Origin of the sequence: Microbulbifer discodermiae, assembly GCF_040742695.1 — a bacterium.
Taxonomy (GTDB): Bacteria; Pseudomonadota; Gammaproteobacteria; order Pseudomonadales; family Cellvibrionaceae; genus Microbulbifer.
Window position 1 is genome coordinate 1 of record NZ_JBFLAB010000120.1, and the last position, 4,112, is coordinate 4,112.

At 49.7% G+C, this 4,112-nt stretch carries 4 protein-coding genes; 2 read left to right on the forward strand and 2 right to left on the reverse strand.

The features are described 5' to 3' along the window. The first annotated feature begins 411 nt into the window (after positions 1 to 411). Both AB1S50_RS19080 and AB1S50_RS19085 read left to right on the forward strand, forming a co-directional pair. Positions 412 to 1,224 carry a hypothetical protein gene (locus AB1S50_RS19080; RefSeq protein ID WP_367152820.1) on the forward strand — a complete coding sequence of 271 codons (813 nt, stop codon included), beginning with the start codon at positions 412 to 414 and terminating at the stop codon, positions 1,222 to 1,224. Between the two features lie 174 nt (positions 1,225 to 1,398). After that, a complete protein-coding gene (locus tag AB1S50_RS19085; protein WP_367152821.1) occupies positions 1,399 to 2,079 on the forward strand; it encodes a glycoside hydrolase family 19 protein in 681 nt (226 codons plus the stop codon). 20 nt (positions 2,080 to 2,099) lie between these two features. Here the strand turns inward: AB1S50_RS19085 and AB1S50_RS19090 are convergent, their stop codons facing one another. Beyond that, a complete protein-coding gene (locus AB1S50_RS19090) occupies positions 2,100 to 3,398 on the reverse strand; it encodes an aminotransferase class V-fold PLP-dependent enzyme (RefSeq protein ID WP_367152824.1) in 1,299 nt (432 codons plus the stop codon). 471 nt (positions 3,399 to 3,869) lie between these two features. Then, on the reverse strand, positions 3,870 to 4,112 hold a 243-nt coding region (locus AB1S50_RS19095; protein WP_367152825.1), incomplete at its 5' end, for a hypothetical protein.

A 4,112-nucleotide genomic window follows, 5' to 3' on the forward strand; every position in this document is an offset into this window, starting at 1 on the left:
AATGAAGTAGAGCGTCTGTTTCGCCGCTTGAAAGGTTTCCGAAGAATATTTAGTCGATTTGATAAGTTGGATGTCGTTTTTAAGTTCTTCATCAACTTTTCATTGATCGCTGACCGGCTAATTAGTGTTAACAGGCCCTAGCAAGAAAGCATAAATACTTGATATTTATGCACTCAAATAGTTGTTACAAGAGGAGCCGCCATCCAAGAATTTTCAACATTGCTATCTATGCTAAAAAATAGAAAAAAACACATCTATTTTCACTTACCTATTACCAAGGTGATCAACTTTCCACTAGCTGAAATAGATAGCAAATATTAAACAGGCATATAGGTATACGCTAGCTTTAGGTGGGGCACTTGGAAGTATTTCAAAATCCCGGCGTATGCACCTATAAAAAGGACAAATTCAATGAAAAAAATTCAAATTCAATTGATCTGCGCCCTGACCATAGTATTTTTTTTATCTGGATTATCCGCAAAAACTTTCGCTGATGGACTTCCAGGCAAGAATACTGAAAATCCAAACCAACCTACTGGTGGCACTGCCTTATTGATGGCAAACGGCATTTACGATCCCTTCGACCCAGATTTCATCCCGCCAACACCAGATGAGTTCGACACTATTATCATGGGTCGAGATGAAGCGGAGAAGCTTGAGCGCCGACAGCTGGCAATCGATTACTTTAAAGACCGCTTTGGCATAGATTTAACCAATGGATCTGCGGATTTTGGCAACATTGTACTGATGGAATCCGTTTTTGATCCAAGGAATAACTATCGCGCCTACCAGTTACCATCGAAAGCGAGAAAAAGGCAGAAATCCTCAAAGGTAGGCTGGATAGTTTATGATCGACAGTATGTTATGTTTGTGGGCGCACAAGGGCTAAGCTCTACCTTAACCGGATCCTGGGGAGGTAGTACTGGCATAGTTGTAGCGGCCGGTACAGTTGCTGTAGATGGTGATTACCTGGTTCAGGGAACCAATCACTTTCAGCTAAGCCACCCTAAAAACTTGTATTTAAGGTTTCAGAGTGTCGATCCAATTTTCAACGCGGCCTCGGGAGATATAAAATTCAATTGTGTTTTGCTAGATGAAGATGGAGAAATCATCGGCGCTGCTATCGGCCGACAGGAGTTTGTACCGCTGGGTGATGGCAACCTCTTTCAAATGGCCGTGCAAAATGTATGGCAGTTTCCTGCTCCACTATGGGCGCTTCCATAGTATCGCCTAAACTGCGCGTGACATTCGCTAGACACTAGTTTTCACAGCCTTAAACACTGAATTGGCAGTCGGTGATATGCTACTAATTTGAGCAAGCTTCTTCGGGATTGGTTACCACTATTTGCAATCCTGTACTGTTATGTGGATAGCCAATTCCATAAATAGGCAAATTTTATGAACCGCAAGATCTTCTATGCGGTTTTACGGCGCCGTGAAAACCGTGTATTCGGGACGTCGCTATCTAAGCGGCAGGTAAAGGGTATCGAGGGGATTCTCGATGCCTTCGAGACCCATGGTGACGGCCGGCCAAAAACACTGGCCTACGTCTTGGCAACCGCCAGGCATGAAACAGCCGGGCGCATGGTACCGGTGCGCGAGACCCTGGCCAAGGATGACGCCACCGCCCGCCGCAGGCTGCGCAAAGCCAGATACGCGCAGCCGGAGCCCCCCTATGGACACAGCTATTACGGCCGGGGGCAGGTACAACTGACCTGGAAACGGAACTATGAGCGTTCCAGTGCCGATGCCGGGGTCGATTTGGTCAAGTTCCCCGATAAGGCACTGGAACCCGAGATAGGCGCACGCATTCTGATCTGCGGCCTTTTGGACGGCCGCTGGAACAGCAGTGGACACGGTATCGCCCACTATCTGCCAAGCTTCGGCAAGGACGATCTAAAAAACGCCAGACGCACTGTAAATATCACCAATAAATGGCAGCTGATCGCCGGGTATTACCGCGCCTTCCTAAAGGCTATCAATGAGGCTGGCGGCTTGGAAACCCAGGAAACAATGCTCATCCAGACAGCCGCCAGGGAAATCAATCACCCTACTTTCAAGCCAAAGCCAAAATCCTAAAAAATACAAACCCTTCCGGTTCAAGCCATGGCCTTCACTTCAGCCACGGCCGTATCAATCTCTGCCGGAGCGTTGAGCAGGCTCGGTGCGAAGCGGGCATAGGATTTGCGGTAGGGCGTAGCACTGGCAATGATCCCCCTATCGTGCAGGCGCTTAACAACATCCACCTGGGGTACACCATCGACGTCGAAGCATACCAGACCGGATGAAAGCTCCGGTGACATCGGCGTGTAGAGCTTGACGTGGTCCAGTTCGGCAAGTCCCTGCTTGGCCTGCAAATTCAAAGCATGAATGCGCTCTTGCACCCGCGCCTTGCCCAGGGATAGATGCAGATCGAAGGCTGCGGGCAGGGCCCAGCGATACTCAAAAGAATGAAAGCCGCCCGGAGTCATGTGCTGGCCTACCGGCACCTTATCCGGCGTCGTCAGGCCCAACCAAACATTATAGCTTTCGCTAAAGCTGGGAATGACAGGACGGGTCATAGACCAGGCGCGCTCGTTGCCCCAGATGACACCAGTGCCGCGCGGGCCGAAGACCCACTTGTGGGTGCCGGCCATAAAAAAGTCACAACCCAGTTGGCTGATGTCCTGATCTTCGACACCGAATCCATGCACGCCATCTACACAAAACAGAATCTGGTCGCGCTTATCACGCTTAAAGTTAGCCTCGTCGATGACGTTAGACATGGCTTTGATCGGCAGCTTGACACCGGTAGAGGAGTGCACCCATGTACAAGCGAAGACCCGGGTCTCGGATTTAAGGGCATCGCGCAACCGGCTGCAGACACCATCTACCGACACTTGGGCTGGATCGTCGTACAACGAAACCTGGCGAACGCTGGCCCCAGTGCGCTTGGCGCGTAGCTGCAGCGATAAGTCGGTGGAATAATGGTCGTGAGTGGTTTGCAGCACCTCCGTACCGGGGGCGAGTTGCAAGCCGCTGTAGACCATGGCCAGGCTCATGGTGGTGCTGTCGGTGAGCGCGATTTGACTGCCGGTGCCGCCCATGTAGCGTGCCGCGCTGTCGGTGATTTTGCCATCAATGGTCTTGAAATGGCGGTGCCAGTAATCGGCTGGGTTTTCGTCAAAGGCCCTTCGATGCATTTCGATGGTCTCCGCAACCGGGCGCGGATGCGAAGCCAGTAGAAACGTCGCCAACTGTATGTAGTCGCGGGTCAGTGGAAATAGGTCGCGGAATGCGTCCCAATTTGTCGCGGCGCGGCCAATGCTCGCCGGAGCAGCCTGTGCTACGCCAGCGCCGTCCAATGTAACGGTGCCGATTACCAGCCCCGCTCTCTGCAGAAACTCCCTTCTCTTCATGATCGCCCCCCGGAGCGCTTTCCATAAGCTCCCACCATAGACTACAGAGACCACAATGCCAAGCGCTCAATAACAATTCTAATTAGATCTCTATTGCAGATAATTTTGGCTCAGGAAAAGTTATTTTTATGTAAAACCTGAACATAAGTAGGCCTTACCATAGTCAAACCAGTAATCCACTGTTTTTCGAGGAGTTGTGTCAGATTAATCTGAACCAATCCATGTCAGATCAAATGCGATAGCTCTGTCTCTGTTAAAATCCAGATAAAAAGATTACGATGCCAAAAAAATCAAGTGATGTGCTATCGAAAACAGTATCTGCAATGGTCAAGGAGTATCGCCCCAAAAAATTTTGGGCACCAGCTATTTCCATTCCATCGCAAGCCTCCCCACTAAGTGGACAATTCAAAACTACAACCTTCTGCCCGTTAATAAAGCCCGGCTGGTGTGAGCCCGAAAGAAATTACCAGTTCAATATATCTCCCGGGAAATGGCTTTAACTATAACGACGGCAGGAAAACTCCTCCTCCCTGAAGTATTCGTTTTTGAACATGAAATCACGGTACCCATTAACAGGCTGTTGAAATTGTCCCGCATCATCAGCGGCTTTGATAAAATTCTCGTACGATAAAAACTAGGTCTTACTCCGACATGCGTGGCGCTGATATCACTCAAGAAGCTCTTTTTACAACGGTACACCTCGAGAGCTTCGTG

What these genes read in the sequence shown, in the direction of transcription:
- AB1S50_RS19090 (WP_367152824.1), bottom strand. Translation starts at nt 3,398, where the DNA reads ATGAAGAGAAGGGAGTTTCTGCAGAGAGCGGGGCTGGTAATCGGCACC.
- AB1S50_RS19085 (WP_367152821.1), top strand. Translation starts at nt 1,399, where the DNA reads ATGAACCGCAAGATCTTCTATGCGGTTTTACGGCGCCGTGAAAACCGT.
- AB1S50_RS19080 (WP_367152820.1), top strand. Translation starts at nt 412, where the DNA reads ATGAAAAAAATTCAAATTCAATTGATCTGCGCCCTGACCATAGTATTT.